This is a genomic window from Micromonospora sp. NBC_00389, assembly GCF_036059255.1.
In the GTDB taxonomy this organism is placed as follows: Bacteria; Actinomycetota; Actinomycetes; order Mycobacteriales; family Micromonosporaceae; genus Micromonospora.
On record NZ_CP107947.1, the window covers coordinates 5,855,893 to 5,882,739 of the forward strand.

Genomic DNA, 26,847 nt, shown 5'->3' on the forward strand with positions numbered 1-26,847 from the left:
CGGCGCTTCTGTCACACGATCAGCGATCGGCCTGACCCGGCCGATCCTCCAGGTCGGCGGAGCCCGCGGAACTGGTCGGCTTACCGGACTCCCCGGTCGGCACGCTCGGCGTGTCCGGCAGGTCGCCGGTCGACGGCGCCGTCTCCCCGTCCAGCAGCGCGGTCAGCGCGGCCCCGGTGATCCGTCGGAACGTCCGCCCGACCCGCTGGCGGTCCAGCACGGCCACCTCGAGCTGGTTCGCGGCGATGGTCCGGGCGGCACCGCCCTCCCCGCCGACGCTGCTCAGCGCCTGCACCGCGACCTTCACCGCCTCCCCGAGCGACATGTCCGCCCGGTGGTTCGACTTCAGCACCCCGGTGATCGCCTCGGCCTGGCCGCCCATCGCCATCCGCCCCGGCTCATCGTTGACCGAGCCGTCGTAGGTGAGCCGGTACAGCTCGTCGTCGGCGGCGGTGGACCCGACCTCCGCCACACAGATCTCCACCTCGAACGGCTTCGACTGCTCGGTGAAGATCGCGCCCAGGGTCTGCGCGAACGCGTTGGCCAACGCCCGGCCGGTGACGTCCCGACGGTCGTAGCTGAGCCCGTTCAGGTCGGCCATCCGCACGCCGGCCCGCCGGAGGTTCTCGAACTCGTTGTACCGGCCGACGGCGGCGAAGCCGATCCGGTCGTAGATCTCGCTGACCTTGTGCAGGGCACTGGAGAGGTTCTCCGCGACGAAGAGCACCCCGCCGGAGTAGCTCAGGACCACCGCGCTGCGCCCCCGGGCGATGCCCTTGCGGGCCAGCTCGGAGCGGTCGCGCATGATCTGTTCGGGCGAGGCGTAGAACTGCATGGCCACGGCGGCGGTTCTCCTTACGGCGCGGTGCTGACGACTGCTGACTGGTGGGGGTGGACGGGGCTCAACCGCCCGGGTTCTCCATCCGGCCGGCGACCACGCCTTCGGCGATCGTCGCCGTCTCGGCGTCGGTGAGCCGGTGGGTGCCCTCGGCGGTCGCGGTCATCACCACCGGGTAGATCCGCCGGGTCAGGTCCGGCCCGCCGGTCGCGGTGTCGTCGTCGGCGGCGTCGTAGAGCGCCTCGACCGCGAGCCGGGTCGCTTCCGCGGCGGTGATGCCGGCCCGGAAGCGCTTCTTCAGCGCGGACTTGGCGAAGAGCGAGCCGGAGCCGATGGCGTCGTAGCCGGTCTCCTCGTACGGGCCGCCGGTCACGTCGAAGCTGAAGATCCGGCCGGCCTTCGCCGGGTCCGCGGCGGCCAGGTCGAAGCCGGCGAAGAGCGGCACCACCGCCAGCCCCTGCATGGCCGCGCCCAGGTTGCCCCGGATCATCGAGGCCAGCCGGTTGGCCTTGCCGTCCAGCGAGAGCATCGCGCCCTCGATCTTCTCGTAGTGCTCCAGCTCCACCTGGAACAGTCGCATCAGCTCGATCCCGATGCCCGCGGTGCCCGCGATGCCAACCAGCGAGTACGCGTCGGCCGGATGCACCTTCTCGATGTCGCGCTGGGCGATCAGGTTGCCCATGGTGGCCCGTCGGTCGCCGGCCATCACCACGCCGTCGGCGGCCGCGATGGCGACGATGGTCGTCGCGTGCGGCGCCAGGTCGGCGGCCATGCCCGGCGGCAGCGGCCGCCGACCGGGCAGCATCTCGGGGGCCACCCGGCTCAAGAACGTGGTGAAGGAGGACGTCCCCGCGTTGGTGAACACATCTGGTAGACGCCCGGATGGATCAAAGCCCGCTGCCACGTGGTTCCTCTCAGGTACGTGATCGCCCTGGCCAGCCTCATGGGACTGTCACGGAACTGGCCAAGACCACCGTTGCAGTTGAAGCAGAGTATCCCGCGCACCCATCGGGTGCGATGGCCGTGGTCCAGATGTTGCGGGTCCGCGCCGCCACAGATCGCGCAGACCCCGCCCTGCTCGGCCAGGAGCTCCTGAAACTCCTTCTCCCCGATGCCAGCCACTCGCCGCAGTCCCGGCAGCGGCGGTGGCCGTCCTGATCATCGGATGGACAAGGCATGCCCGGTTTGCCCGGCTATGCCCTACTGCCCGCCTTTTTGTACGTAGCCCCTCACGAATTCTTCTGCGTTTTCCTCCAGGACGGAGTCGATCTCGTCGAGCAGGTCGTCGACGTCCTCGGTGATCTCGGCGTGCCGCTCGGCCACCTCGGGGTTGGCCTCGGTGGTGACGTCCTCGATCTCCTCGCCCTGGCGGGACTTGCCGGACTGCGACTGGCCGCCGCTGTCATGAGTGGCCATTGCTGCCTCCTCCACGATCGTCTGCGATGAACTTACCTCGCGCAGGCGACGAAAAGCCCGCCGCGCGCCGGCTTGCGGCACCCGACGGGCATCCGGACCCGCGCTCAGCCCCCGGTCAACGTCTCCAGCAGGTCCTTGGCGCTGGCACAGCGGTCGAACAGCGCTCCGACGTGCGCACGGGTGCCCCGCTCGGGCTCCATCATCGGCACCCGGACCAGCGACTCCCGGCCCACGTCGAAGATCACCGAATCCCAGCTGGCGGCGACCACCTCGGAGGCGTACTGGGCCAGGCAGCGGCCACGGAAGTACGCCCGGGTGTCCTCCGGCGGCTCGGTCATCGCGCTGCGCGTCTCGTCGTCGGTGAGCAGTGTCTTCATCGCTCCCCGGGTGACCAGCCGGTTGTAGAGGCCCTTCTCCGGCCGGACGTCGGAGTACTGCAGGTCGACCAGCTGAAGCTTGTGCGAGCCCCAGCCGAGCTTCTCCCGCTCCCGGTAGCCCTCGAGCAGCCGCAGCTTGGCCACCCAGTCCAGCTCGTCGGCGCAGAGCATCGGATCACGGCCGAGCCGGTCCAGCACGCTCTCCCAGCGGTCCAGCACGTCGATGGTCTGCTCGTCGGCGTCGGTGCCGTACCGGTCGTCGACAAAGGACCGGACCCGCTCCAGGTACGCCCACTGCAAGTCCAGTGCGGTGAGCCGGCGGCCGTCGCGCAGCCGCATCCGGTGCGACAGGGTGGGGTCGTGGCTGACCGCGCGCAGCTCGCTGACCGGGTCGGCGATGCCGAGATCGCCGCCGAGCGCCTTCTCTTCGATCATGGTGAGGATCAGCGCGGTGGCGCCGACCTTGAGGTAGGTGGAGATCTCCGAGAGGTTGGCGTCGCCGATGATGACGTGCAGCCGGCGGTACTTGTCGGCGTCGGCGTGCGGCTCGTCGCGAGTGTTGATGATCGGTCGCTTGAGGGTGGTCTCCAGACCGACCTCGACCTCGAAGAAGTCGGCGCGCTGGGAGATCTGGAAGCCGCTCTGCCCGCCGTCCTGCCCGATGCCGACGCGGCCGGCGCCGCAGACGATCTGCCGGGTCACGAAGAACGGCGTCAGGTACGCCACGATGTCGGCGAACGGGGTCTGCCGGCGCATCAGGTAGTTCTCGTGGGCGCCGTAGCTGGCGCCCTTGTTGTCGGTGTTGTTCTTGTAGAGGTGGATCGGCTGGCTGCCGGGGATGGTGGCCGCCCGGCGGGACGCCTCGGCCATCACCCGCTCGCCGGCCTTGTCCCAGCGCACCACGTCCCGGGGGGTGGTGACCTCGGGTGTGGAGTATTCGGGGTGGGCGTGGTCGACGTAGAGCCGCGCCCCGTTGGTGAGTATCACGTTGGCCAGGCCGAGGTCCTCGTCGGCCAACGCCTCGGCCGGGTCGTACGCGGCCCCGGAGTAGGTGAAGCCGCGGGCGTCGCGCAGCGGCGACTCCTCCTCGTAGTCCCAGCGGGCCCGTCCGCCCCGGTTGAGTTCGGGGCGGGCCCCGTAGGCATTGACCACCTGCGACGAGGTGACCATCGGGTTGGCTCCGGCCTGGCCGGGCACGGAGATGCCGTACTCGACCTCGGTGCCCATGATCCGACGTACCGTCATGCGACCACTCGCTTCGCTCGCCCACGGAGCCGGCGTGCCCGCCGCTCACACCATCGAGACTAGTCTGCGTGGTGGCCGACCGCGCGGCCCTGCCGCACGGCGCGGCGCGGCTACCGCGGCCTGGCGGGCTTGAGCGGCACCAGCGTCAGACCCTCCCGAAGGGAGGGGTCGACCTTGAGTGCCCCATCGATGGCCCGCTGGGCCGCCGGGTCGGCCACGATGAGCCGCAGCGGGCGGGGAACGCGACGCAGGATCTCCGCGGTCCGGGCGGGCTCTTCGTAGATCGTGAAGTAGATGCCGGGCTCGGTCTGACCGCTGGTGCCCTGCATCGCGGACAGGAAGATCGACTCCCGGTATCCATGCAGGCCCTGCTTGTCCACCACCAGGGTGACGGTGCCGGGGATCGCCGGGTAGGCCCGGTAGGCGGCGGCGGTGACCGACGCGGGGCGGGTGATGGCCCGCACGTCGCGTCCGGCCCAGTCCTTCGCCCAGGTGCCGTTGCTGCCGGTGCGGTGGAAGAAGCCACCGGTCCAGCCGATCAGGCCGGTGCCGGCGAGCAGCGCGATCGTCACCAGAGCGGCGGTGGCGACGGAGGGCAGTGCGCCGGTGATCGGGCGGCGTCGCGGCTCGGAATCGGTGCTCTCCGCGGGTACGGGCAGCAGTCGGGCGAGCGCGGCGGTGCCGATGATGAGCACGACGATGACGAGGTGCGCGGTCTTGCCGAAGTAGTAAGCGGGTTGGGTGCCGTTGGCGAGGTTCACGGCGGCCATGGCGGCGGAGAAGAGCAGGCCGACGGCCAGCACGACGAGGTAGCGCCGCCAGGTGGATTCGCCGCGGTTGGTCTGGACGAAGATGCCGGCGACGACGAGCGCACCGAGGCCGAGCATGGCGTTGTAGGTCTCGACCGGCGGTGTGCCGCCGGGGGCGGCGAGCGCCTCGCTCTGGCCGGCGACGAGCACGCCGAGCAGCGCGGTCAGCGGGGCCAGGGCGGCGGTGAACAACGCGATGATGGCGACGGTGCCGGGGCGGGTGCGCAGCCGGCGCCGGTCGGCGACCAGCCAGCAGAGCACCATGGCACCGATCGGGAACAGGAAGAGGTAGTAGCTGAAGCCGATGCCGATCAGCACTGCCCCGACCAGGATGAGTTGCTCGCGGAGCCGGTGGAGGGGGCGGACGACGAGGGCGATCAGGATCGCCGAGAGGCTGAGCCCGAACGTCTCGCTGGGGTAGCCGGCGACCAGCAGCCGGGGCAGTTCGGTGCCGAGGACCAGCGCGGTGACGGCGATGATGAGGACCAGTCGGCGCAGCGGGTGCAGGGGGCCGGCGACGTGCTGAGCGGCCCAGATCAGCGCGATGAGCAGCATCCCGAAGGTGGCGAGACACCAGAGCACGTAGTGGTCCATCAGCGCCGGCCCGGTGGGTGCGTCGCCGGCGCTGCGCAGGAAGCCGTCGAGCAGCGCGGTGGTGAAGTGCCAGCCCTGCGGGTAGTGGACCAGGCCGGAGAAGATCTGCTCGCGGGCGGTGTCGGGGTCGAGGAAGAGGTAGCCGCCGAGGCGGCCGATCACGTCGAACAGAGCCGGGTGGCGTCCGTTGTCCTCGCCGACCATGGCGAGGTTGAGTCGCTGGCCGAAGCTGGTGGCGCGCAGGTAGGGAGTGGCGAGATAGCCGGCGGCGAGGGCGGCGGCGGCCAGCGAGGCCAGGTCGGACCAGCCAGGGCGGGGCAGCCGGGGCGCCCGCCGGGACAGCGCGGCGGCCAGGGTCAGGACGGTGAGCGCCAACCCGGAGACCGGCACCGGGTGCAGGCCCCAGGGCCAGACGCTGAAGAGCAGGCCGGCGGCGCAGGTGAGGCCGGCCAGCAGGGCGAGGGCGAGCACCACCCGGTCGAGCAGGGTACGCCCGGAGCGCAGCAGGCTGGCCGTGGCGAACAGGACCAGCGGGGGCAACAGCCAGGCGGCGTGTACGGCGTTCGCGCCGAGCGGCACCAGCCAGCAGGCGACGAGCACGGCCAGCAGCGGGCCGATTCCGGGGCGCCGGGCGGCCGGCGGCGTGGGGGGGTTTACTAGCGGATCCGGCTTGTCCGTGCCACCCGGCACTGCTGGCATTTCCTTGGTGGCGTCGGCACGCACGGGAGTCCTCGTTCGATCGGTCGGAGAAGTCGCCGCAGTCTAGCTGGAACGGGCGGATCCGTTGGCCCGCCGGTACCGCGTCGCGTCGGGGTGGGCGTCGGACGCACGCAGCGGCGGCACCGGACAGGTCCGGTGCCGCCGCGGGGTGATCAGAGGTACTGGCCGGTGTTGCTGGCGGTCTCGATGGACCGGCCGGCCTCGGCGCCCTTGCCCCCGGAGACGAGCGTGCGGATGTAGACGATCCGCTCGCCCTTCTTGCCGGAGATGCGCGCCCAGTCGTCGGGGTTGGTGGTGTTGGGCAGGTCCTCGTTCTCCCGGAACTCGTCGACGCAGGCGTCGAGCAGGTGCTGCAGTCGCAGCCCCTTGCGGCCGGAGGTGAGGAACTCCTTGATGGCCATCTTCTTGCTCCGGTCGACGATGTTCTGGATCATCGCGCCGGAGTTGAAGTCCTTGAAGTAGAGGACTTCCTTGTCACCGTTGGCGTAGGTGACCTCGAGGAAGCGGTTCTCCTCGGTCTCCGAGTACATCCGCAGCACCACGGCGTCGATCATCGCCGCGACGGTGGCCTGGGGGTCGGCGCCGTGTTCGGCCAGGTCGTCGGGGTGGAGCGGCAGCCCGGAGAGGATGTACTTGGAGAAGATGTCCTTGGCCGCTTCGGCGTCCGGCCGCTCGATCTTGATCTTCACGTCGAGCCGACCGGGGCGCAGGATCGCCGGGTCGATCATGTCTTCCCGGTTGGAGGCGCCGATGACGATGACGTTCTCCAGCCCCTCCACGCCGTCGATCTCGCTGAGCAGCTGCGGGACGATCGTGTTCTCCACGTCGGAGGAGACACCGGAGCCGCGGGTCCGGAAGATCGAGTCCATCTCGTCGAAGAACACGATCACCGGGGTGCCCTCGCCGGCCTTCTCCCGGGCTCGCTGGAAGATCAGCCGGATGTGCCGCTCGGTCTCGCCGACGTACTTGTTGAGCAGCTCCGGGCCCTTGATGTTGAGGAAGAAGCTGGTGTGCTTCTCCTTGCCCTGCCGCTCGGCGATCTTCTTGGCCAGCGAGTTGGCCACCGCCTTGGCGATCAGCGTCTTGCCGCAACCCGGCGGGCCGTAGAGCAGGATGCCCTTGGGCGGACGGAGCTGGTGCTCACGGAACAGGTCCGCGTGCAGGAACGGCAACTCCACCGCGTCGCGGATCTGCTCGATCTGCGACTGGAGGCCACCGATGTCGGTGTAGCCGACGTCGGGCACCTCCTCCAGGACCAGCTCCTCGACCTCGCTCTTCGGGATCCGCTCGTACGCGTACGCCGAGCGGGGCTCGATCATGAGCGAGTCGCCGGCCCGGATCGCCGAGCCGATGAGCGTCTCGGCGAGGTGCACGATGCGCTCCTCGTCGGAGTGGGAGACCACGAGCGCCCGGTCACCCGGCCCGCCGCCTGGCCCCTCCAGGATCTCCTTGAGCATCACGACCTCACCGACCCGCTCGTAGCCGAACGCGTCGACGATGTTGAGCGCGTCGTTGAGCAGGACCTCCTGGCCGCGACGCAGCTCGGCCACGTCCAGCGAGGGCGAGACGGCGACCCGCAGCTTGCGACCGCCGGTGAAGACATCCACCGTGCCGTCGTCGTGCTTGGCCAGGAAGACGCCGTAACCACTCGGCGGTTGTGCGAGGCGGTCGATCTCCTCCTTGAGCGTCACGATCTGCGTGCGAGCCTCCTTGAGGGTGCTCACCAGCCGGTCGTTGTTCTCGGTCAGCCGCGCCAACTGTGCCTGGGTGGCCGCCAGCCGCTCTTCGAGCTGGCGGACGTGTCGGGGGCTTTCGGTCAACTTGCGCCGCACCAGGGCGAGTTCCTCCTGAAGGAACGCGACCTGCGTGGAGAGATCGTGGGCTTCCTTCTCCCACCGTGCGGCGCGCGAGTCCGCGTCGTCGCTGCGTGCCACGTCCCACCTCCCCGGGGGCTTGAACGTTCTGCCCTAACACTAGCCGCTATGAGGCCGATTCGGTCCCACGCAACACCCTCGTCACCGAACCTTGATCGCCAAGGGTGGCCTGGCGGGCCGGTACCGGCGTTCGGGTACCGTCGGAGCGTAGGACGCGAGAACATGGGGGGTGCACCGGTGGCCGAGGTCGCGACCGACCAGTTGCAGGTCTGGGTGGACCAGGATCTCTGCACGGGCGATGGGCTCTGCGTGCAGTACGCGCCGGAGGTGTTCGAGTTCGACATCGACGGCCTGGCGTACGTCAAGGGTGCCGACGGTGAGCTGCGGATGGCGCCGGGCAGCCGGGTCGACGTGCCCGAGCACCTGCGACTCGAAGTGATCGACTCCGCGAAGGAGTGTCCGGGCGACTGCATCCACGTGGTGCGCGCCGACGGCGTCGAGGTCGCCGGCCCGGACTCCGAGGACTAAGCCACGCCGTCGTGGGGCCGGGCCGCGCGGCCCGGCCCCACGACGGGGTACGCCTCAGAGCATCGGTCGGCCGACCACCGAGGCGACCAGCCGGGCGAACTCCTCCAACCGGGCGATCTGCCCGGCCCCGCCGTCGTCGAGGGTCTTGCCGAAGCGCAGCGCGTCGTGCCGCGGCGTACCGGACATCTCCTCGCTCGGCGGCGCCTCATCCAGCGAGGTGAGCAGCAGGTAGACGTCGATGCTGTCGACCCGGATCTCACCGCTGTCGGAGCGGGTGAGCCGACGCCGGCAGCCGACCTCGGTGACGGTGGAGACCGGCACCACCCGCAGGGACGACGTCATCGACCCCGGCGGCCCCTCCTCCGGCGGCACGTCCTCGCCGTGCCAGAGGATCAGCCGGCTGCCGTCGCAGACCACGACCTCCTGCCACACGCCGTTGACCTCGTTGACGAAGCGTTCCAAGGTGAAGCCGAGCACCGACGCGCCGCGCAGCACCCCACCGAGCGCCTCCAGGGCGACGTCCGGGTCGCGCAGGTAGGCCCGCGCCGCCGACTCCAGGTCCTGGTAGGGCGACCAGTCGGGAAACACCGCGGGCAGGTCACCGCCGCCGTAGCCCGGTCGGCTCATGCCGCCGCCTCCCCCCGCTCGGCGCCGCCAGCGCCCAGCTCATCGGTCACGGCCTGTCCTTCCCCCCCGTCGCGTCGGGATCCACACCTGCCGCCTGAGCGGCGGCGGCCTGCCGGGCCGCCTCCGCCTCGCGCAACACCTGCCGGCGCTGCACGTACGCCTCGGTGCCCTTGCTGGGCTTACGACGCCGGGGCGGCGCGGTGACCCCGGGGGCCAGCTTGCGCGCGGAGACCAGGAACGCGGTGTGCGCGATCATCCGGTGATCCGGACGGACGGCGAGGCCCTCGGCGTGCCAGTCACGCACCAGCGACTCCCACGCCCTCGGCTCGGTCCAGCCGCCGCGCTCCCGCAGCGCCTCCACCAGCTCGGAGAGCTGGGGCGTGGTGGCCACGTAACCGATGAACACCCCGCCGGGCACCAGCGCCCGCTCGACCATGTCGAGGGTCTCCCAAGGAGTCAGCATGTCCAGGATGATCCGGTCGAAGCCGGTCTCCTGGCACTGCGCGACGTCGCCGACGTGCAGGTTCCATGCCGGGTGCGGCCCGTTGAAGAACGACTCGACGTTGCGCTTGGCGATCTGGGCGAAGTCGTCACGCAGCTCGAACGAGTGCAGCTCTCCCTCGGTGCCGACCGCGCGCAGCAGCGAGCAGCTGAGCGCGCCGGAGCCGGCACCGGCCTCCAGCACCTTCGCGCCGGGGAAGATGTCGCCCATCGCAACGATCTGCGCCGAGTCCTTCGGGTAGATCACCTGAGCGCCGCGCGGCATGGACAGCACGTAGTCCGACAGCAGCGGCCGCAGCGCCAGGAACGCGGTGCCGCCGCCGGAGGTGGTCACCACACTGCCGTCGGGCAGCCCGATCAGCGCGTCGTGCGCCAGGATGCCGCGGTGGGTGTGGAACTCCTTGCCGGGCTCCAGCGTCACGGTGTGCATCCGCCCCTTCGGGTCGGTCAGCTGCACCCGGTCGCCGGGCCGAAAAGGCCCGCGGTGCACGGGTGTCAGCGCCGGGGTGGCGGCGTCGGCCGGGACGGTGGAGGGAGTTGCGGTCACGATGTCATCTTCCGGTTGGGTTCGAGGAGCTGCGCCAGGTCCGCGATGTGCAGGATGCCGACGACATCTTCGCCTGCGGTCACCACGTACTGCGCGCCTGGGTGGGTCTGCACGGCCTCCATCACCCGCTCCCCGTCCAGCCCGACCGGCAGCGCCGGGAGCGCGCCCAACGACCGGGCGACGGCGTCCACCGCCAGCCACGGGCGGCGCTCGGCGGGCACCGCCTCGGCGGCGACCGGGTCGACCAGCGCCACCGGCCGGCCGGTGGAGTCGGTGACCAGCAGCGCAGCGCCGGGTTGCCCACCCTCGGTGCGCCGGCGCTGGGCCTCGGACAGCGGCGTGCCGGTGGTCACCGGCCAGACCGGCCGGGCCAGCCGGGACAGGTCGATCAGCGGGAACCGGCGGCTGACCCGGGCGGCCCGGATCGACTGCCCGGCGCCGCGCCAGAGGGTGACGGCGACCAGCAGCATCAGCGGCAGCGCCAACGGCGCCAGGTAGTCGGCCAGGGTGAGCAGGAGGACCAGGAAGGCGGTGCCGGCGGCGACCACGCGGCCCGTCCAGCCGGCGACCTCGGTGCCCCGGTGCCGGTCGCGGGTGAGCGCCCACACCGCGGCGCGCAGCGCCCGGCCGCCGTCCAGCGGCAGCCCGGGCAGGCTGTTGAACACCGCGACGATGACGTTGCTCACCGCGAGCTGGAAGGCCAGTTGGTGGGCCACGGTCTGCTCGGGCAGGGCGAGCGTGGCGGCCACCGCGAGAACGCCGAGCACCGCGGACACCGCCGGGCCGGCCAGCGAGACCAGCAGGTCGACCCGGGGCGTCGGGGCGTCCCGGTCCATCTCGGTGTAGCCGCCGAGCAGTTCCAGGGTGATCCCGCGCACACCGATGCCGTACCGCCGGGCGGTCAGCGCGTGGCCCAGCTCGTGCAGCAGCACCGAGCCGAGCAGCGACACCACGAACCCGAAGCCGATCAGGTAGCCGCTGAGCTGCGACAGATCCAACTGCCGGCGGGCGAATTCGGCGTACAGCACCGCGACCAGCAGGGCGAGCAGGACCATGGAGCCGTTGAGGTGCAACGGCACCCCGAACACCCGGCCCACGCTCAGGCCGGAACGGCGGTCGGGCCGACGCGGCGGCCGGGATGTCTGCTCCATCGCAACGATGCTACGGACCGGGCGGGCGGCGGTCGGTGTCACACCGGTGCCCTAACGTTTGCGGACATGACGGCGGAACCGGTCACCACCCCACAGTCCCCCTCCCCGGCGCAGGTGCCGCCCACGGTGCGGGCCTCGCTGTCCCCGTCGCGGGCGGCTGATTTCAAGACCTGCCCCCTGCTCTACCGGTTCCGCAGCATCGACCGCCTGCCCGAGCGGACAACCGTCGAGCAGGCCCGGGGCACCCTGGTGCACGCAGTGCTGGAGCGACTGTTCGACCTGCCAGCGCCGGGCCGCACGCCGGCCGCTGCCGGTGACCTGGTGGCCCCCCAGTGGGACCGGATGGTCACCGAGCAGCCGGAGCTGGCCGGCCTCTTCGAGGGCGCCGAGCCGGCCGGCCCGGTGGAGTTCCTCCGCTCCGCCGCCGCGCTGCTGGAGGGCTACTTCGCGGTGGAGGACCCGACCCGGCTGGAGCCGGCCGAGCGGGAGAGCCTGATCTCGGCGGTGGTCGACGAGGAGCTGCTGATCCGGGGCTACCTCGACCGGCTCGACGTGGCCCCGGACGGCGCGCTGCGGGTGGTCGACTACAAGACCGGTGGCGCCCCACGGGAGGCGTTCGAGGCGCGGGCGCTGTTTCAGCTGAAGTTCTACGCGCTGGTGCTGTGGCGTACCCGGGGGGTGGTGCCCCGGGTGCTGCGGCTGCTCTACCTGCGCGACGCCGAGGTGTTGGACTACACGCCCGACGCCGACGAGTTGGTCCGCTTCGAGCGCACGGTGGTGGCGCTGTGGCGGGCGATCGAGCAGGCCACCGCCCAGCAGGATTTCCGGCCCCGGCCAAGCCGGCTCTGCGACTGGTGCAGCCACCAGGCGCTGTGTCCCACCTTCGGTGGCACCCCGCCGCCGTTCCCGGTCGCGGTGGCCAACACCGATCCGCTCCGCGACGCCCGGTCCGGTCCGGCGGCGCCGGGCGCTGACGAGTGACCTCCGGACGCGCCCGCCAGTCACCGTGAGGCTGTCCGCCAGCGGCATCCCCTGACCGCTCGCGCCGGCCGCCCCCACCCCCGCGACACACCTCAGCCGGAAACCCGACCCGGCTCGTACCGCGCCGGTCGGGACGCGGCGACGGGCCGGCCTCTACGGTGGTCCGCGACGCACGGGCCGGTGTGCGCGAGGATGTCCGGTGCGGCAGCGGCGTCGGCGCGGCGACAGGGAGACGAGATGAGCGATCGGGTGGCCTCGGCGCGGCCGGTGCGGATCCTGCTCGCCGACGACCAGCCGCTGTTGCGCACCGGGTTCCGGATGGTGCTGGGCGCCGAGCGCGACCTGGACGTGGTGGCGGAGGCCGGCGACGGCCTGGAGGCGGTGGAGTTGTCCCGCCGACTGCTGCCCGACGTGGTGCTGATGGACATCCGGATGCCACGGATGGACGGGGTGGCCGCGACCCGGGCGATCGTCGACGCCCGACTGCCGGTGCGGGTGCTGGTGTTGACGACCTTCGACCTGGACGAGTACGTGGTGGGGGCGCTGCGCGCCGGCGCCAGCGGGTTCCTGGCCAAGGACGTCCCGGCGGAGGAGCTGATCGCGGCGATCCGCACGGTGGCCGGCGGGGACGCGGTGGTGGCGCCGCGGATCCTGCGGCGGCTGCTGGACCGCTTCGCCGACCTGCTGCCCGACCCGGCGGCGACACCGTCGTCGGCGCTCAGCGCGCTCACCGAGCGGGAACGCGAGGTGCTGGTGCAGGTGGCCCGAGGGCTGTCCAACGCCGAGATCGCGGTGGCGCTGTCGGTCAGCGAAACCACCATCAAGACCCACGTCGGGCACGTGCTGACCAAGCTGCGACTGCGCGACCGGGTGCAGGCGGTGGTGCTGGCGTACGAGTCGGGGCTGGTCCGTCCCCGGGCGTAGCCCGCACCCGCCCGACTACCCCACCCGGCGTACTCGAAGATCCCTCCGCGGGGTGACGGCCAGGTTGCCGCGCTCACCTACCGTGACCGGAGATGGCTCGGCGCGGTTGACCCTCTCGTGGGGTCAGCTCCTAGCGTCGGGCCCGGCAGCGTTTCGCCGGTCGGAAAACAGGTCGACCGGCCGTCGGGTCAGGGGCAACCCTGAGTCGGCATGGGGGTGCACCCGCAGCGTGAAATCCGCGCCGGGTCAACCCATGGGCGGACGGGTCGGGCGCGTACAGCGCCGATGATGAGAACAGTCGCGCCGGACCAGCGGGGGCGGCGCGTATTGGCAGAGACGGAAGAGGTAGATGACGTGACCGCGACGGTAGGCCAGCAGGCGCAGGCCGCGGCCCGGGCGAACGACGTGTGGAAGGTGTACGGCAGCGGTGAGGCACAGGTCATCGCGCTGAGGGGGGTCAGCGCGGAATTCGAACGCGGCCGGTTCACCGCGATCATGGGCCCGTCGGGTTCCGGCAAGTCGACGCTGATGCACTGCCTGGCCGGTCTGGACTCGGTGACCCGGGGCACGGTGGAAATCGGCGAGACGACCGTCACGGGGCTGGGTGACTCCGGTTTGACGAAGCTCCGCCGCGACAAGGTCGGCTTCATCTTCCAGCAGTTCAACCTGCTGCCCACGCTGACCGCCAAGGAGAACATCCTGCTGCCGCTGTCGATCGCCGGGCGCAAGCCCGACCCGGCCTGGTACGACACGGTGATCGACACGGTCGGCCTGCGGGACCGGCTGGACCACCGGCCGGCGCAGCTCTCCGGCGGGCAGCAGCAGCGGGTGGCGTGCGCACGGGCGCTGGTCTCCCGCCCCGAGGTGATCTTCGCGGACGAGCCGACCGGCAACCTGGACTCCCGTTCCGGCGCGGAGGTGCTCAACTTCCTGCGCAACTCGGTCCGCGAGCACGGCCAGACCATCGTGATGGTCACCCACGACCCGACCGCCGCCGCGTACTCCGACCGGGTGGTCTTCCTCGCCGACGGTGAGATCGTCTCGGAGCTGATCGAGCCGACCGCCGAGACGGTGCTGGACACCATGAAGAAGCTGGACGCTCCGGCCGAGGTGGGCAACTGATGTTCCGGGCGACACTGAAGAGTCTGCTGGCCCGCAAGGTCCGGCTGATCCTGTCCGGGCTGGCGGTGGTGCTCGGGGTGATGTTCGTCTCCGGCGCCTTCGTGCTCACGGACACGCTGGGCCGCTCCTTCGACTCGGTCTTCGCCGACGGCTTCTCCGAGATCGACGTGAACGTCACGGCGAAGCCGAAGGTCGAGGTCAGCGAGATCGAGGGCGAGCAGACCGCCACCCCGCTGCCCGCCGCCGTGGTGGACCGGGTCAAGCAGGTGCCGGGAGTGGCTTCGGCGACCGGCATCGTCAACGCCGACGGCGCCCGCGTGATCGGCAGCAACGGCAAGGTGGTCACCTCGTTCGGTCCGCCGCAGTTGGGCGAGAACTGGACCGGTGAGAGCGAGCTGTTGCAGCTGCGGGAGGGCCGCGGGCCGCAGGCCGACGATGAGATCGTCATCAACAAGTCGCTGGCCACCGCCGCGAAGGTGGAGGTCGGCCAGAAGGTCGGCGTGCTCACCGCGTTCGAGTCGAAGAAGCGGGACTTCACCCTGGTCGGCATCCTCGGTTACAGCGGTGACCGGGACTCGATCGGCGGGCTCAACGAGGTCTTCTTCACCACTCCGGTGGCGCAGCGACTGATGATCGGCGAGCCGGACGCGTTCAGCAGCATCACCGTGCGCACCGCCGACGGGGTCTCCGACGAGGCGCTGCGCGACGACGTGGCCCGCACCCTGGGGGCGGATTACGAGGTGAAGACCGGCGAGCAGGTGGCCGCGGACGCCTCGGCCAGCCTGAAGGAGGGCCTGTCCTTCTTCAACAAGATCCTGCTCGGCTTCGCCGCGGTGGCGCTGCTGGTGGGCACCTTCCTGATCCTCAACACCTTCTCGATCATCGTCGCCCAGCGCACCCGGGAGCTGGCGCTGATGCGCGCCATCGGGGCCAGCGGCCGGCAGATCATCGGTTCGGTGGTGCTGGAGGCCATCGCGGTGGGGCTGATCGCCTCGGTGCTCGGCCTGGCAGCCGGCATCGGGGTGGGCGCGCTGTTGGCGTTCCTGTTCGGCAAGCTGGCCGGTGGCCTCACCCTGGCCGGGATCGGCGTGCCGGCGGCCGCGGTGATCGGCTCGTTCGCCGTCGGTCTGGTGATCACCGTGGTGGCGGCGCTGCTGCCGGCGCTGCGGGCGTCCCGGATCCCGCCGATCGCGGCGATGCAGGACGTGGCCACCCCGGACCGGCCGTTGACCAAGATCACGGTGGCCGGGTCGGTGATCACCGGCATCGGCGCGGTGCTGCTCTTCCTCGGGCTCAGCGGCAACGCCAGCGGTCAGACGCTGCCCACCATCCTCGGTGGGGTGCTGTTCGCCTTCATCGGCGTGGCGCTGCTGACGCCGCTGATCAGCCGGCCGGTGGTGGGCCTGCTCGGCGCGATCTTCTCCTGGTCGGTGCCGGGCAAGCTGGGCCGGCTGAACTCCGGGCGCAACCCGCGCCGCACCGCGATCACCGCAGCCGCGCTGATGGTCGGCATCGCGCTGGTCACCGGCGTCACGGTGATCCTCGACTCGGCCAAGGGCAGCATCAGTGCGCTTGCCGAGGACACCATCAAGGCCGAGTTGGTGATCTCCGGTGTGCAGGGCGGCCCACGGCCGCCGAGCTTCGACCCGGGGGTGCTGGATCGGGCCAAGGCCCTGCCGGGCGTGCAGATGGTCGACGGCGAGTACGGCGACATGGCGAAGCTCAACGGCGAGAGCACCTGGGTCGCGGCGAGCAGCGACGTCGCGTCGCTGCGGCAGATCTTCGGCGCGAAGCCCACCGCCGGTGACATCGACCGGCTCGGGCCGACCCAGATGCTGGTCAGCTCGGATACCGCCACCTCTCGGGACCTGACGGTGGGCTCGACGGTGAACGTGCAGCTGACCCGGGGCGACGCGCGGACGTACACGGTCAGCGGCATCTACGAGTCCTCGCAGCTGACCAACCCGGTGACCCTGCCGGCGGAGGCGGCGAAGGACTTCGCCATCCCCCAGCCCATTCAGGGCTTCATCCAGTTGGCCCCCGGCACCCGGGTCGCCGACGTGCAGCCGCAGGTGGAGGCACTGCTCGCGGACAGCCCTGAGGTGTCGGTGGCCGACCGGGCCGCGTTCATCAAGCAGCAGACCGGTCAGCTCGACGGGCTGCTCACCATGATCCAGATCCTGCTGGCGCTGGCCATCGTGATCGCCGTACTCGGCATCATCAACACCCTGGCGCTGTCGGTGCTGGAGCGGACCCGGGAGTTGGGTCTGCTGCGGGCGATCGGCCTGCGCCGGTCGCAGACCATGGGCATGATCACCGTCGAGGCGGTGGTGATCTCGGTGTTCGGCGCGCTGCTCGGCGTGGTGGTCGGCACCGGCCTCGGCGCCGCGGTGGTCGAGGCGCTCAAGGACGAGGGAATCACCGACCTGATCCTGCCCTGGGGTCAGATGGGGGTGTTCCTCGGTCTCGCCGCGATCATCGGGGTGGTGGCCGCGGTGCTGCCGGCGATCCGGGCGGCCCGGATCAACGTCCTGGGCGCGATCGCCCACGACTGACCGGCTACCCCGAGACCCCCGGTGCCGCTCGCGGTGCCGGGGGTCTCGCACGTTCGGCCTCGGCTGAATCGTCCTCTGGGCCGACGCCGAGCTGCCACGATGGCGGTGCCGGCCGGCCAGCGGCCCCGGGCGGCGGTGGCGAGCCGGGAAGGGTGACATGACCGATCAGGACGCGTACCAGCAGGCCCTGGACAACGCCGAACGGCTGCTCGGTCAGCCGCTCGTGCTGCCGCTCGGCGCCGGCGAGCCCTCGGTGGGGCAGGATTTCCGCCGCCTGGCCACCGTGCAGACCTTCGGCGAGGCATGGCCCCGGGAGGGATTGGACCTGCGCAGCCGTTGCCTGGTCTCGGTGGCGATCGCCGCCGCTCTCGGCACCCACGAGCCGTTGCGCGGTCAGCTGCGCATCGCCCTGCAATCGGGGGTGACCAGGGAGGAAATCGTCGAGCTGTTCATCCACCTGGCCGCCTACGCGGGCGCCGCGCGGGCGTTCGACGGCTACCAGGTGGTCACGGCGGTCTTCGCCGAGCGCCCCTGACCCGCGCCGGTCGCGGTCAGTCCGTCGCGGTCAGCCGGCCTCGGTCAGTCGGTCGCGCTGGCGCGGTTGACCAGCAGCACGGCGAGCAGCTCCAGGTCCGCGCCGGTCAGGCTCTCCAGCTGACGTACGCCGGCCATGACGGGCAGCGCCTCCACGGGTACGGCCAGCACCGCCGCGCCGGCGGCGAGCGCGCTGGCCACCCCGGTCGGTGAGTCCTCGATCGCCACGCAGCGGCCGATCGGCACGCCCAGCAGCCGGGCCGCGGTCAGGTAGGGCTCCGGGTGCGGCTTGGCCGCGACGACCTCGTCACCGCAGACCACCGCGTCGAAGCTGTCCCGGCCCAGGGTGTCCAGGGCGATCTCGACCAGCGGCCGGCCGCTGGAGGTGACCAGCGCGGTGGGGATGTCGGCGGCCCGGACGGCGCGCAGCAGGGCGAGCGCCCCCGGACGCCACTGCAGCCCGGTGCGGAACAGCTCCAGGATCCGGGTGTTGATCCACGCCGCGCTGAGCGCCGGGTCACGTTCGGGCTGCCCCAGGTCGTCGTGCAGGATCCGCATCGAGTCGGCCATGCTGGTGCCGACGATCGACCGCCGGGCGGCGATGGAGAGTTCGCCGCCGTAGTCGCGCGCGAGTTCCTGCAGCGCGACGTCCCACAGCTTCTCGCTGTCGACCAGCGTGCCGTCCATGTCGAAGAGCACGGCGGCGGGGTGTTGGCTGCTCAGCGGATCCTCCAGGGTCGTGGCCGACACCGGCGATCCTGCCAGGGTCGGACGCGGCCGGTGGCGGCGGCGGCCGAAGGGGTGATCCGGGCAACCCCGGTCAGCCCAGGTCGCAGGCCTCCAGGGAGCGCTCGTAGCCGCGGAAGAACGACTCGGTGCGCTGCTCGGCGGTGCCGTGCGAGCCTTCCGCGAACCACGGCTGGTCCGGGTCGTCGCCGACCGCCGCCAGCCCTTCTCGGAACTCGTCCAGATCACCCTCGGCCAGGCTCAGGGCGCCGGAGCGCACCGAGTCACCGAGGTACGCCCCGGCCATGCAGTCGGCCTGCAACTCCTGCTGGATGGTGAAGTTGTAGCGGATGCCGAGCCGCACCTGGACGCCGTGCGCGTACTCGTGGCCGAGCAGGTAGAACACGAAGGCGTCACCGACCTGGCGGAACGCCGCCACCGACCAGGTGATGTCGTAGGCGATGAAGTCGCCCTGCGAGCAGTAGACCGCGTTGTTGCGCGGCAGCGGCTGGCCGCCGCAGGACACCTCACCCGCCCGCTGGTACGGGGTGATCCGGCGGATCGCCTGGAAGCTCTGCCCGGAGGCCTTGAACTGGGCCGCCCAGTACCGCTCGGCGATCGCCTGCGCGTCGGCGACGTCCTGCTCGAACTCGGCGACGCTGGTGGTGCTGTCGGCCCGGGTGGTGCTGGGCCCCGGCGAGGCCGCCGAAGGTCGCTCACCCTCCGGCTCGGCCAGCCCACCGCCGGCGCAGGCTGCCGACACCAGTACGGCGATCAGCAGGCCCGCCAGCGGACCCCACCCGTCGCGTCCTGACCGTGCCCACACTGCGCCTCCCTTGGTCGTCGGTGCTGCGCTGGCAGTACCCCGACAACACGACCGTAACGCCCACCATCACATTCACGCATGTCGGTGCCGGACGGTTCACATGTGCCGGACGGTTCACGGCGCGGCCGTCGGGCGGCCACAATGGGCCGGGGCGGGTGTCCGTCCGGTGAGGAGGGTCGTGGTGCACGAGCTGGGCAGCCGTCTGCGCAGCCAGCCTGCCCCGGCGCACATCGTGTGGCGCTCGCTCAACGACCCCTACGAGGCCGGCAGCCGGCCCTGGCTGGAGTTGCGCGACGACGAGGTGCCGCCCCGGGTGGTGGCGGGCAACGCACCGGTGCTGGTGGTCTGGTCGTCGCTGTGGCCGCACCGGCCGCTCGACCGGATCCGCTTCGACCTGACCCCCCAGCCGCCCGGCCAGGGCTGCACGCTGCGTTGGACGCTCACCACGGACGGGGACCTGCCGGGCGAGAGCACCCTCGGGTATCTGCGGCACCGGCTCAACTATCTGATCAACGACCGGCTCCGGCTCTCCTACGGACAGTGACCCGTCAGCCGCTGCTGTCGCGCCCGCGCTGCCAGGTCTCGCCCTGGTCGCCGTGCCGCTCGGCCTCGTACCTCTGCTGCCTGGCCCGGGCGTCCCGGCCGGCGGCATCGTCGTCGGCGGAGCTCAACCGCCCCCGATCACGCCACACCACCACTCCGAACGCCCCACCCGCCACCACAACAAAAACCCCCACCACCACCCACACGGTAGTCATCCCGCCACGCTAACCACCCCCCGCCAACCCGCGCCCCCGCGCCCTCCCCCGCCCCGCCCCACTCCGCCCGGCGATCATGAGGTTGTTGCCCCGTGGCGCGGCGTGTCGTGACGCTAACTTCATGATCAACCGACGGTGAGGGGGTAGAGCCGGCGGTGGGGGGCGGAAACCGGTGGGGTGGGGTCGTAGTTTGTCCGGGTGGGGTTGGTGGTTTCGACGTCTCTGGTGAGGCGGCGCCGTCGTGGCGCCGGAACAGGAGGACCACCGTGAAGTACATGATCATGCTCTATGGCTCGCAGCAGGACTACGACGTGCTGTCCGGCCGGGCGACCGACCGGCCGGCCATGTCGGCCGAGCAGATCGCGGCCATGCACAAGCACATGGAGACGTACCACCAGGCGCTCGCCGAGTCCGGGGAGCTGGTCGACGCCCGGGGCCTCAGCGAGCCGGTGCACGCCCGCCGGGTGCAGGTGCGCGAGGGCGCGCCGGTGGTCACCGACGGCCCGTACCCGGAGACGCAGGAGGTGCTGGCCGGTTACACGATCGTGGAGTGCGCCAGCTTCGACCGGGCCACCGAGATCGCCGCCGGCCTGGTCGATCCGGACGAGCCGGGCGGGTACGTGGACGTGCGGCCGGTGCTGGACGGCGTCGAGGACCTGGCCGGCTGACCGGTGCCGGAGATCGTCCCGCCCGTCGAGGACCTGCTGCGCGAGCTGGCGCCGCAGGTCCTCGGCGCGCTGGTACGCCGCTATGGGCACTTCGACACCGCCGAGGACGCCGTCCAGGAGGCGCTGATCGCCGCGGCGGGTGGCTGGCCGCGCGACGGCGTACCGGAGAATCCCCGCGGCTGGCTGATCACCGTCGCGTCCCGCCGGCTGACCGACCTGCTGCGCAGCGAGCAGGCGCGGATGCGACGGGAGGACGTCGTGGCGCGGTGGGTGCTGCCCGAGCAGTGGCGCGCTCCCGCCGCCGACCGGCCGCCGGCGGACGCCGACGACACGCTCATCCTGCTGTTCCTGTGCTGCCATCCGGCACTCTCGCCGGCCTCGCAGATCGCGCTCACGCTGCGCGCGGTGGGCGGCTTGAGCACCGCCGAGGTGGCCCGCGCGTTCCTGGTGCCGGAGGCGACGATGACCCGGCGGATCAGCCGGGGCAAGCAGCGGATCCGGGACAGCGGGCTGCGGTTCGCCCCGCCCACCGGCCCGGAGCGCGCCGACCGGCTCGCCGCCGTGCTGCACGTGCTCTACCTGGTCTTCACCGAGGGGTACGCGCGCACGGCCGGCCCCGGTCTGCTGCGCGCCGACCTGACCGCCGAGGCGATCCGGCTGACCCGCCTGGTGCGTCGGCTGTTGCCGGACGATCCCGAGATCGCCGGGCTGCTCGCGTTGATGCTGCTCACCGACGCCCGCGCACCGGCCCGGATCGGCCCGCACGGCGAGCTGGTGCCGATGGCCGAGCAGGACCGCGGCCGGTGGCGGGCCGACCAGATCGCCGAGGGGGTCGCCCTGATCACCGGGGCGCTGCCGCGCGGGGTCGTCGGGCCGTACCAGCTCCAGGCGGCCATCGCGGCCGTGCACGACGAGGCGCCCAGCGCGGCGGCCACCGACTGGGCGCAGATCACCGCCCTGTACGAGGTGCTGCTGGGCATCTCCGACAACCCGGTCGTGGCGCTCAACCATGCGGTGGCGGTGGCGATGAGCCGGGGCGCGCCGGCCGGGTTGACGCTGCTCGCCGAGCTGGCCGACGACGCCCGGTTGGCCGACGACCCGCGACTGCCGGCCGCCCGAGCCCACCTGTGGGAGCTGGTCGGCGAGCGTACCGCCGCTCGGGACGCCTACCGGACGGCGGCGGCGCGGTCGACGAACCTGGCCCAGCAGCGCTACCTGAACGCCCGCGCGGAGCGCCTCGCAGACGACGTTTGACTGAGCCGACGCCGGTCGCGGCCGTCGCTACGGTGGCCGGGTCAGGGGCTCGCGGCCAGGAAGACGAAGGCGGCCAGCAACACCAGGTGTACGCCGCCCTGCAACACGTTGGCCCGGCCCGGCACCACGGTCAGCACCGCGGTCACCGCGGTGAGCGCCAGCAGCGCGAGTTGGGTGCCACCGAGGCCGAGCAGCAGGGGGCCGTCCAGCCAGATCGAGGCGATCGCGATCGCCGGGATCGTCAGGCCGATGCTGGCCATCGCCGAGCCCAGCGCGAGGTTCAGGCTGATCTGCACCCGGTCGCGGCGGGCGGCGCGGGCCGCGGCCAGGGTCTCCGGCAGCAGCACCAGCAGGGCGATGATGACGCCGACGAACGCGTGGGGCAGGTTCGCCGCCGCCACCCCGGCCTCGATGGTCGGGGAGACGGTCTTGGCATCGCCGACAACCGCGATCAGCGCCACCAGCAGCAGCCCCAGGCTGACCAGCGCCGCACGGGTGGTCGGCGGCTTGGCATGCTCCTCCTCGTCGATCACCCGGCCCTGGCTGTCGACCGGCAGGAAGTAGTCGCGGTGCCGGCCGGTCTGCACCAGCACGAACAGCCCGTACAGCGCCAGCGATGCGACGGCGGCGAAGGCGAGCTGGGCCGGGCTGAACTCCGGGCCGGGCCGGGCGGTGGTGAAGGTCGGAATGACCAGGCTCAGGGTGGCCAGGGTGATCACGGTGGCCAGCGCCCCGCCGGTGCCCTCGGGGTTGAACACCGCCACCCGGCGGCGCAGCGCCCCGAGCAGCAGGGACAGGCCGAGGATCCCGTTACAGGTGATCATGACGGCGGCGAAGACGGTGTCCCGGGCGAGCGACTGGGTCTTCTCCGGTCCGCTGATCATCAGCGTGACGATCAGGGCGACCTCGATCACCGTGACCGCGACGGCGAGCACCAGGGACCCGTACGGCTCCCCCACCCGGTGGGCGACCACCTCCGCGTGGTGCACCGCCGCGAGCACCGCGCCACCCAGCAGCACCGCGACCACCACGATGACGGGTCCGGGCAATTCTCGTCCCCAGGTGGCCATGAGCACCAGCACCGCGAGAACGGGTACGGCGACGGTCCAGTCGGACAGGCGGAAGCGACGGAGGGTGGCCATGCATAAAGAGTGCCAGGTCAGGTGATCATGTGCCCACCATCGACGCAGCCACGTCGGTGTCGGAGGTCTCCCCAACGGTCAAGGGCCGTGATCGGCGACCGCCTTGATGCCACCCGAGCAGGGCTTCCTGCACCCACCGAAACCGTAACTCATAGGTTACGCTTTGGCGGTGGACGAGGTGGCCGCCGCGATCGCGGACCCGGTACGGCGCCGCATCCTGACCATGCTGCGCGACGCACCGCTGGCTGCGGGCGACATCGCCCAGCGGTTCGCGATCAGCCGACCCGCGATCAGCCGCCACCTGCGGGTGCTGCGGGACAGTGGGCTCGTCCGCGACGAGTTGGTCGGCCGAAACCGGATCTACCGGCTCGATCCCGGCCCGCTCGCCGAGCTGGTCGACTGGCTCGCCGAGCTCGTTGCCGCCGAGCGGTGGGAGCGGCGCCTCGACGCGTTGGAGACCGAGGTCTATCGCACCCGCCGAGAGCGCCGCAGTCGCGGCCCGGCGGAGCATCGAAGGGAGCACACGGCATGACGCGTACACCCGCCGGACGACTGTTCCGCACCGCCACCGGCCACGATCTCGTCCTCACCCGCACGTTCCGCGCCCCGGCGGCGGACGTGTGGGCCAGCCTGACCGACCCGGAGCGCACGGCCCGCTGGTTCGGCCCCTGGGAGGGCGACGCCGCGCCCGGCCGGACCATCCGGGTCCAGATGGCGTACGAGGAGCAGCAGCCCTGGTGTGAGGTCCGCATCGACGCGTGCGAGCCGGAGCAGCGCCTCGCCGTGTCGATGGTCGACAGCTACGGGACCTGGTTGCTGGAGATGGCGCTGTCCGAGACCGACGGCAGCACCGAGCTGCGGTTCGTCCAACACCTGACCAGCGTGGAGGGCATCGCCGAGGTGGGCGCCGGCTGGGAGTACTACCTGGACATGCTCGTCGCCTCCCGGGACGGCTCACCCCGTCCCGAATTCGACGAGTACCACCCCGCGATGCAGCCCTACTACCAGGCGCTTGCCGCCGAGGAGACGCCCGACGCCGCCCAGCACGCCTAGGCGCGGCGGCGCGTCTCCTGGTGCAGCGCCGCGAACTCGGCGGTCAACGCCGGCAACGGGAAGTGCGCGTTCAGGCCACTGGGGTTGGGCAGGACCCAGACCCGGGCTGGGCCCAGCCGATCCGGCTGCGGGCCCAGCCCGGCCCGAGGCCGAGCAAAGGCGATCCGGTACGCGGTCACCCCGAGGATGGCCACCCACCTCGGCTGGTACCGCTCGGCCTTGATGGCCAACCCCGTCACCCCGGCCACCAGCTCCGCCGGCGTCAGCTCGTCGGCGCGGGCGGTGGCCCGGTTGCTCAGGCTGGTGATACCGAGGCCCTGCCGCAGCAACTCATCGCGCTCCCACGGGTGCAGCTCCCGGTCGGTGAAGCCGGAACGGTGCAGGGCCGGCCAGAAGCGGCTGCCGCGCCGCGCGAAGTGCTCCCCCACGGCGGCCGAGTAGAGGCCCGGGTTGAAGCCGCAGAACAGCACCCGCAGACCGGGACCGATGACGTCCACCAGTCCCCGGCCGGCCGCCGCCGCCACCTCCTGCGGCGTCGGCCGCCGGAACGGCCCCGACCCGCCCACGTCCATACCACCGATCCTGCCGGATGGCCCGACACCCGGTTACGGCTTCCGACGTCGCCTGGCACCGGACCCGGCGTGCGCCGTCGATCACGGCTTGACACCCTCAACGGATGCAGTCAACCGACGACCTCGCCGCCAGCCGCTACGCACGGATGCGCTGGAACACTCCCCTGTCCGAGGAGCACGCGGCGCTGCTGCTGCAACGACTCGACGTCCGCCCCGGCGCGCGCGTACTCGACCTCGGCTGCGGCTGGGGCGAGCTGCTGCTCAGGGCGGTCGCCGCCGGCGGTGTGGCCCCGGTCGCGACGAGGGGCGTCGGGGTCGACACCGACGACACCGCACTCGCCCGGGGGCGGCGGCTGGCCGCGGGCCGATCCCTGAACCGGCACGTCGCCTTCGTGATGGGGGAAGCGGCGGCCTGGCAGGAGCCGGCCGACCGGGTCCTGTGCATCGGCGCCGCGCACGCCTTCGGCGGCACCGGCGCGGCCCTCGACGCGCTCGCCACCGTGGTGCGGCCAGGGGGCCGGCTGCTGTTCGGTGAGGCGTACTGGGACCGTCCCCCCACGACGGAGGTCGAGCAGATCTTCGGAACGGAGGTCACGGATCTTCCGGGCCTCGTCGAGGCCGCCCGCGAGCGCGGCTGGCGGGTCCTGCACGTGAGCACCGCCGACCAACGGGAGTGGGACGACTTCGAGTCCACCTGGCTCGCGGGCCGGCAGGAGTGGCTGCTGAAGTACCCGGAGGATCCCCGCGCGGCGGGGGTCCGCGCGGAACTCGACGACCGGCTGCGCCAGTACGTCGGCGGCTATCGCGGGGTTGTCGGCCTCGCCTACCTCGTCCTCGGTCGCTGACGCCCGAACGGCACGTACGCCGGCTGCTGGCCCTGACCACCGTCTGCCTTTGACGCCGGTGGCTACGCTGCGCCTTGCGGAGCGGTCCGCCATGCCGGGCCATTGCTGGGAGCGAGCCTGACGTGTCTGATACCCGGACGTCCCCCGACTCTCGTCTCGCCCTGCACTGGCGAATCCTCATCGTGTTCACCGGCACCGTGCTGGTGTGGCTGTTCCTCTACCACGGCCCCCTGCTCGGCCGCGACTACGACCGTCCGACCCATGTCGCGAGGGCCATCCTCACGACAGTGCTCGTCGTCCCCCTCGTGGTGGCTGCCCGCCGCCTGCTCGACCGCCGCCCCTGGACCGGCCTCGGGTTGCCCTCCCTGCGCACCGGCTGGCGGCGACTGCTGCTCGGGATGGCCTGCTGGCTCATCCCCGCCGCCATCGGGTTCGCGCTCTGCCTCGGCTTCGGTTGGGTCGAGATCAGCCTGCGAACCTCCGCGACGGAGGCCCTGCGCGTGGCGGCGCTGCTGGTCGTACTCGTCTTCCTGTACGAGGCGTTGCCGGAGGAGCTCGTCTTCCGCGGTTACCTCCAGCGCAACCTCGCCACCCGGTTGCCGGCATGGCAGGCCGTCATCGGACAGGCCGTGTTGTTCACCCTGTTCGGGTTCCTCGTCGGTGCCGCCGCCTCCCTCGACAGACTCCTGCTCTTCTTCGTCTTCGCACTGCTCCTGGGCGGCTTCCGTGTCGCCACCGGCGACATCTGGGCGGGCATCGGCTTTCATCTGGCCTTCCAGACCGTCGCCCAACTGTTCGGAGACGTGGGCGCCGTCTTCGACGTGACCGGATCCGACGTCCTGGGAGTCGTCGCCATGGGCGCCATACCGTTCTCGCTCGGCTGGATGGCCATGGAACGGCTCCACCGGAACCGCCTGAACTGGCAGGCACGGGATCCGGAGCCGGTCCGTTGACGAGCACGCGAGGGAGAGGTGGCTACCGTGAGTGAGCTGGACGAGTTACTGCGTACGCAGGCCGCGTACTACCGGGCGCACGCCGGCGAGTACGACCTGGCATACGAGACCAACGAGGAGTTGCGCTCGCTGGAGGTGCTGGCCGCAGGACTTCCTATCGGCGGGGATGTGCTGGAACTGGCGTGCGGTACCGGCCAGTGGACCCGACTTCTGGCAGCCCGTGGCCGGAGCGTGACCGCAGTCGACGCCGCCCCGGAGATGGTCACCAGGGCACGAGACCGGACCATCGGCCTGGACGTGGAGTTCATCGAGGCGGACCTCTTCGAATGGCGGCCGCCTCGCCGGTTCGACACGGTGTTCTTCGGGTTCTGGCTGTCCCACGTGCCGCCGGAGCGGTTCGGCGCCTTCTGGAGGCTGGTGGGCGACGCGTTGGCCCCGGCGGGGCGGGCCTGCTTCGTCGACTCGGCCCCGGGTGACATGGCAAACGAGGAAGTTCTCGCCGATCAGCCGGTCCAAGCGGTACGGCGTCGACTGGAGGACGGCAGCGCACATCGGATTGTGAAGGTGTTCCGCGACCCGCACGGTCTCACGCAGGAGCTAGAGGGGCTTGGTTGGTCGGCGCACGCGTGGCCGGTCGGGGCGACACTGATGGCTGGACTGGCCGCTCCACCGACGCCGGCCGAAGGGTGACCGGTCGGTTCGCGGGA

28 protein-coding genes and 1 pseudogene are annotated in these 26,847 nt (G+C 71.6%); 14 read left to right on the forward strand and 15 right to left on the reverse strand.

What is annotated here, in order from left to right; all coding sequences use genetic code 11:
* Positions 1-19: 19 nt before the first annotated feature.
* The 7 genes from prcA to arc form a co-directional block, all read right to left on the reverse strand.
* Positions 20-841: a proteasome subunit alpha gene (gene prcA / locus OG470_RS27715; RefSeq protein WP_328416887.1), complete on the reverse strand. Its 822-nt coding sequence runs from the start codon at positions 839-841 to the stop codon at positions 20-22.
* 61 nt (positions 842-902) lie between these two features.
* Positions 903-1,742, reverse strand: a complete 840-nt coding sequence (prcB, locus tag OG470_RS27720; protein ID WP_328416889.1) for a proteasome subunit beta — start codon at positions 1,740-1,742, stop codon at positions 903-905.
* Positions 1,661-1,960: an endonuclease VII domain-containing protein gene (locus tag OG470_RS27725; protein ID WP_328416891.1), complete on the reverse strand. Its 300-nt coding sequence runs from the start codon at positions 1,958-1,960 to the stop codon at positions 1,661-1,663. The genes prcB and OG470_RS27725 overlap by 82 nt, the downstream gene beginning before the upstream one ends.
* A gap of 78 nt (positions 1,961-2,038) precedes the next feature.
* Complete coding sequence (locus tag OG470_RS27730; protein WP_030332902.1) at positions 2,039-2,254, reverse strand: ubiquitin-like protein Pup; 216 nt, start codon at positions 2,252-2,254, stop codon at positions 2,039-2,041.
* A 104-nt stretch (positions 2,255-2,358) separates the two neighbouring features.
* The gene (gene dop, locus OG470_RS27735; protein ID WP_442930996.1) at positions 2,359-3,876 is read right to left on the reverse strand and encodes a depupylase/deamidase Dop; all 1,518 of its coding nucleotides are present in this window, start codon (positions 3,874-3,876) and stop codon (positions 2,359-2,361) included.
* 110 nt (positions 3,877-3,986) lie between these two features.
* Positions 3,987-6,002, reverse strand: coding sequence for a hypothetical protein (locus OG470_RS27740; RefSeq protein WP_328416892.1), 2,016 nt, complete (start codon positions 6,000-6,002; stop codon positions 3,987-3,989).
* 149 nt (positions 6,003-6,151) lie between these two features.
* On the reverse strand, positions 6,152-7,933 hold the full coding sequence (gene arc, locus OG470_RS27745) for a proteasome ATPase (protein ID WP_121653287.1): 1,782 nt from the start codon (positions 7,931-7,933) through the stop codon (positions 6,152-6,154).
* 177 nt (positions 7,934-8,110) lie between these two features.
* Between arc and OG470_RS27750 the strand changes: the two genes are divergently transcribed.
* Positions 8,111-8,401: a ferredoxin gene (locus tag OG470_RS27750; RefSeq protein ID WP_328416895.1), complete on the forward strand. Its 291-nt coding sequence runs from the start codon at positions 8,111-8,113 to the stop codon at positions 8,399-8,401.
* Between the two features lie 54 nt (positions 8,402-8,455).
* Here OG470_RS27750 and OG470_RS27755 read toward each other — a convergent pair whose 3' ends face one another.
* From OG470_RS27755 to OG470_RS27765, 3 genes are read right to left on the reverse strand one after another with little or no spacing between them, the layout of a single operon-like run.
* Positions 8,456-9,028, reverse strand: coding sequence for a hypothetical protein (locus tag OG470_RS27755; RefSeq protein ID WP_328416897.1), 573 nt, complete (start codon positions 9,026-9,028; stop codon positions 8,456-8,458).
* 46 nt (positions 9,029-9,074) lie between these two features.
* Positions 9,075-10,076, reverse strand: coding sequence for a tRNA (adenine-N1)-methyltransferase (locus OG470_RS27760; RefSeq protein WP_442930997.1), 1,002 nt, complete (start codon positions 10,074-10,076; stop codon positions 9,075-9,077).
* A complete protein-coding gene (locus OG470_RS27765; RefSeq protein ID WP_386991559.1) occupies positions 10,073-11,164 on the reverse strand; it encodes a site-2 protease family protein in 1,092 nt (363 codons plus the stop codon). The genes OG470_RS27760 and OG470_RS27765 overlap by 4 nt, the downstream gene beginning before the upstream one ends.
* Positions 11,165-11,293: 129 nt before the next feature.
* Here OG470_RS27765 and OG470_RS27770 point away from each other — a divergent pair, with 129 nt between their 5' ends.
* From OG470_RS27770 to OG470_RS27790, 5 genes are all read left to right on the forward strand, one after another.
* The gene (locus OG470_RS27770; RefSeq protein ID WP_328416901.1) at positions 11,294-12,208 is read left to right on the forward strand and encodes a RecB family exonuclease; all 915 of its coding nucleotides are present in this window, start codon (positions 11,294-11,296) and stop codon (positions 12,206-12,208) included.
* A 237-nt stretch (positions 12,209-12,445) separates the two neighbouring features.
* Positions 12,446-13,132 (forward strand): response regulator transcription factor, encoded by a 687-nt coding sequence (locus OG470_RS27775; RefSeq protein ID WP_328416903.1) that lies wholly within the window; start codon positions 12,446-12,448, stop codon positions 13,130-13,132.
* 354 nt (positions 13,133-13,486) lie between these two features.
* Positions 13,487-14,254 (forward strand): ABC transporter ATP-binding protein, encoded by a 768-nt coding sequence (locus OG470_RS27780; RefSeq protein ID WP_328416905.1) that lies wholly within the window; start codon positions 13,487-13,489, stop codon positions 14,252-14,254.
* Positions 14,254-16,809: an ABC transporter permease gene (locus OG470_RS27785; protein ID WP_328416907.1), complete on the forward strand. Its 2,556-nt coding sequence runs from the start codon at positions 14,254-14,256 to the stop codon at positions 16,807-16,809. Before OG470_RS27780 ends, OG470_RS27785 begins: the two co-directional genes overlap by 1 nt.
* A 157-nt stretch (positions 16,810-16,966) precedes the next feature.
* The gene (locus OG470_RS27790) at positions 16,967-17,344 is read left to right on the forward strand and encodes a carboxymuconolactone decarboxylase family protein (RefSeq protein WP_328416908.1); all 378 of its coding nucleotides are present in this window, start codon (positions 16,967-16,969) and stop codon (positions 17,342-17,344) included.
* Positions 17,345-17,388: 44 nt separating this feature from the next.
* On the opposite strand, the gene OG470_RS27795 is transcribed toward OG470_RS27790, so the two are convergent.
* Positions 17,389-18,042 (reverse strand): HAD family hydrolase, encoded by a 654-nt coding sequence (locus OG470_RS27795; protein WP_328426645.1) that lies wholly within the window; start codon positions 18,040-18,042, stop codon positions 17,389-17,391.
* A gap of 121 nt (positions 18,043-18,163) precedes the next feature.
* Positions 18,164-18,904 (reverse strand): annotated as a pseudogene (locus OG470_RS27800) (neutral zinc metallopeptidase); the annotation flags it as partial.
* 157 nt (positions 18,905-19,061) lie between these two features.
* Here OG470_RS27800 and OG470_RS27805 point away from each other — a divergent pair.
* Positions 19,062-19,439 (forward strand): hypothetical protein, encoded by a 378-nt coding sequence (locus OG470_RS27805; RefSeq protein WP_328416910.1) that lies wholly within the window; start codon positions 19,062-19,064, stop codon positions 19,437-19,439.
* A gap of 4 nt (positions 19,440-19,443) precedes the next feature.
* Here OG470_RS27805 and OG470_RS27810 read toward each other — a convergent pair whose 3' ends face one another.
* Entirely contained in the window at positions 19,444-19,653 is a 210-nt protein-coding gene (locus OG470_RS27810) for a hypothetical protein (protein WP_328416912.1), read from the reverse strand.
* 275 nt (positions 19,654-19,928) lie between these two features.
* Here OG470_RS27810 and OG470_RS27815 point away from each other — a divergent pair, with 275 nt between their 5' ends.
* Complete coding sequence (locus OG470_RS27815; RefSeq protein ID WP_328426647.1) at positions 19,929-20,321, forward strand: YciI family protein; 393 nt, start codon at positions 19,929-19,931, stop codon at positions 20,319-20,321.
* Between the two features lie 12 nt (positions 20,322-20,333).
* On the forward strand, positions 20,334-21,575 hold the full coding sequence (locus OG470_RS27820; RefSeq protein ID WP_328426649.1) for an RNA polymerase sigma factor: 1,242 nt from the start codon (positions 20,334-20,336) through the stop codon (positions 21,573-21,575).
* Between the two features lie 41 nt (positions 21,576-21,616).
* Here OG470_RS27820 and OG470_RS27825 read toward each other — a convergent pair whose 3' ends face one another.
* Positions 21,617-22,717: a calcium:proton antiporter gene (locus OG470_RS27825; protein ID WP_328416914.1), complete on the reverse strand. Its 1,101-nt coding sequence runs from the start codon at positions 22,715-22,717 to the stop codon at positions 21,617-21,619.
* A 169-nt stretch (positions 22,718-22,886) separates the two neighbouring features.
* Between OG470_RS27825 and OG470_RS27830 the strand changes: the two genes are divergently transcribed.
* Positions 22,887-23,249: a metalloregulator ArsR/SmtB family transcription factor gene (locus OG470_RS27830; protein WP_328416916.1), complete on the forward strand. Its 363-nt coding sequence runs from the start codon at positions 22,887-22,889 to the stop codon at positions 23,247-23,249.
* A complete protein-coding gene (locus OG470_RS27835) occupies positions 23,246-23,770 on the forward strand; it encodes an SRPBCC family protein (protein WP_328416918.1) in 525 nt (174 codons plus the stop codon). Before OG470_RS27830 ends, OG470_RS27835 begins: the two co-directional genes overlap by 4 nt.
* Here OG470_RS27835 and mug read toward each other — a convergent pair.
* On the reverse strand, positions 23,767-24,342 hold the full coding sequence (mug, locus tag OG470_RS27840; RefSeq protein WP_328416920.1) for a G/U mismatch-specific DNA glycosylase: 576 nt from the start codon (positions 24,340-24,342) through the stop codon (positions 23,767-23,769). The two genes, OG470_RS27835 and mug, sit on opposite strands and share 4 nt — an antisense overlap.
* Before the next feature lie 104 nt (positions 24,343-24,446).
* Between mug and OG470_RS27845 the strand changes: the two genes are divergently transcribed.
* From OG470_RS27845 to OG470_RS27855, 3 genes are all read left to right on the forward strand, one after another.
* A complete protein-coding gene (locus OG470_RS27845; protein ID WP_328416921.1) occupies positions 24,447-25,187 on the forward strand; it encodes an SAM-dependent methyltransferase in 741 nt (246 codons plus the stop codon).
* A gap of 122 nt (positions 25,188-25,309) precedes the next feature.
* Positions 25,310-26,140 (forward strand): CPBP family intramembrane glutamic endopeptidase, encoded by an 831-nt coding sequence (locus OG470_RS27850; protein ID WP_328416922.1) that lies wholly within the window; start codon positions 25,310-25,312, stop codon positions 26,138-26,140.
* A gap of 27 nt (positions 26,141-26,167) precedes the next feature.
* Positions 26,168-26,830 (forward strand): class I SAM-dependent methyltransferase, encoded by a 663-nt coding sequence (locus OG470_RS27855; protein ID WP_328416923.1) that lies wholly within the window; start codon positions 26,168-26,170, stop codon positions 26,828-26,830.
* The last annotated feature ends 17 nt before the right edge of the window (positions 26,831-26,847 follow it).

Bases quoted from the DNA above. Each gene is read 5' to 3' on its own strand.
- OG470_RS27770 (WP_328416901.1), top strand. From the start codon at position 11,294: ATGACGGCGGAACCGGTCACCACCCCACAGTCCCCCTCCCCGGCGCAG.
- OG470_RS27755 (WP_328416897.1), bottom strand. From the start codon at position 9,028: ATGAGCCGACCGGGCTACGGCGGCGGTGACCTGCCCGCGGTGTTTCCC.
- OG470_RS27775 (WP_328416903.1), top strand. From the start codon at position 12,446: ATGAGCGATCGGGTGGCCTCGGCGCGGCCGGTGCGGATCCTGCTCGCC.
- OG470_RS27790 (WP_328416908.1), top strand. From the start codon at position 16,967: ATGACCGATCAGGACGCGTACCAGCAGGCCCTGGACAACGCCGAACGG.
- OG470_RS27785 (WP_328416907.1), top strand. From the start codon at position 14,254: ATGTTCCGGGCGACACTGAAGAGTCTGCTGGCCCGCAAGGTCCGGCTG.
- OG470_RS27825 (WP_328416914.1), bottom strand. From the start codon at position 22,717: ATGGCCACCCTCCGTCGCTTCCGCCTGTCCGACTGGACCGTCGCCGTA.
- OG470_RS27810 (WP_328416912.1), bottom strand. From the start codon at position 19,653: ATGACTACCGTGTGGGTGGTGGTGGGGGTTTTTGTTGTGGTGGCGGGT.
- mug (WP_328416920.1), bottom strand. From the start codon at position 24,342: ATGGACGTGGGCGGGTCGGGGCCGTTCCGGCGGCCGACGCCGCAGGAG.
- OG470_RS27730 (WP_030332902.1), bottom strand. From the start codon at position 2,254: ATGGCCACTCATGACAGCGGCGGCCAGTCGCAGTCCGGCAAGTCCCGC.
- OG470_RS27835 (WP_328416918.1), top strand. From the start codon at position 23,246: ATGACGCGTACACCCGCCGGACGACTGTTCCGCACCGCCACCGGCCAC.
- OG470_RS27815 (WP_328426647.1), top strand. From the start codon at position 19,929: ATGATCATGCTCTATGGCTCGCAGCAGGACTACGACGTGCTGTCCGGC.
- dop (WP_442930996.1), bottom strand. From the start codon at position 3,876: ATGACGGTACGTCGGATCATGGGCACCGAGGTCGAGTACGGCATCTCC.
- OG470_RS27845 (WP_328416921.1), top strand. From the start codon at position 24,447: ATGCAGTCAACCGACGACCTCGCCGCCAGCCGCTACGCACGGATGCGC.